We start from the raw sequence: 435 nt of genomic DNA, 5'->3' as shown, positions 1-435 counted from the left end.
TCCTTCTGCTGGCGGGCGAAGATGAGCGTCTGGCGCACCGCACCCAGCATCTTCACGCAGAAGGCTTCATAGCTCGCCACCAGGTTGAGCCCGCCCTGGTTGGCCAGGCAGGCGGAGACCACCGCCTCCTCGTTGAGGGCGGTGATCACCCGTCCGTCGACTGCTTCCAGCTCACTCTCCGGCTCGCATACCCGATGCTTTAGCGCCTTGAGGACACCGCCCAGGCGATTGCTCGCCAGCTCGTCCGGGTTGCCGACGCGAGCGCGCAGGTCGGTGTTCGCCGCGCACAGGTCCACGTAGAAGCGGTCCAGGGCCGCCATCGGCGAGCAGAAATCGCTGCGGTAATGCAGTTCGGGGATCGACGGTTCGATGGGGCGGCGCACCGCCAGTGGGTTGTCCCGCTCCAGCCCCCGGCCCGCGCGTGAGGCGCTGAAC

1 pseudogene is annotated in these 435 nt (G+C 67.8%); it reads right to left on the bottom strand.

Features of this window, described 5'->3' with window-relative positions:
* A pseudogene (locus tag J5M58_RS27155) lies at positions 1-435 on the bottom strand (xylulose 5-phosphate 3-epimerase); the annotation flags it as partial.

Origin of the sequence: Pseudomonas sp. 32_A (genome assembly GCF_017490905.1) — a bacterium.
Lineage (GTDB): Bacteria > Pseudomonadota > Gammaproteobacteria > Pseudomonadales > Pseudomonadaceae > Aquipseudomonas > Aquipseudomonas inefficax.
This window is presented reverse-complemented; position numbering and strand designations above follow the sequence as displayed.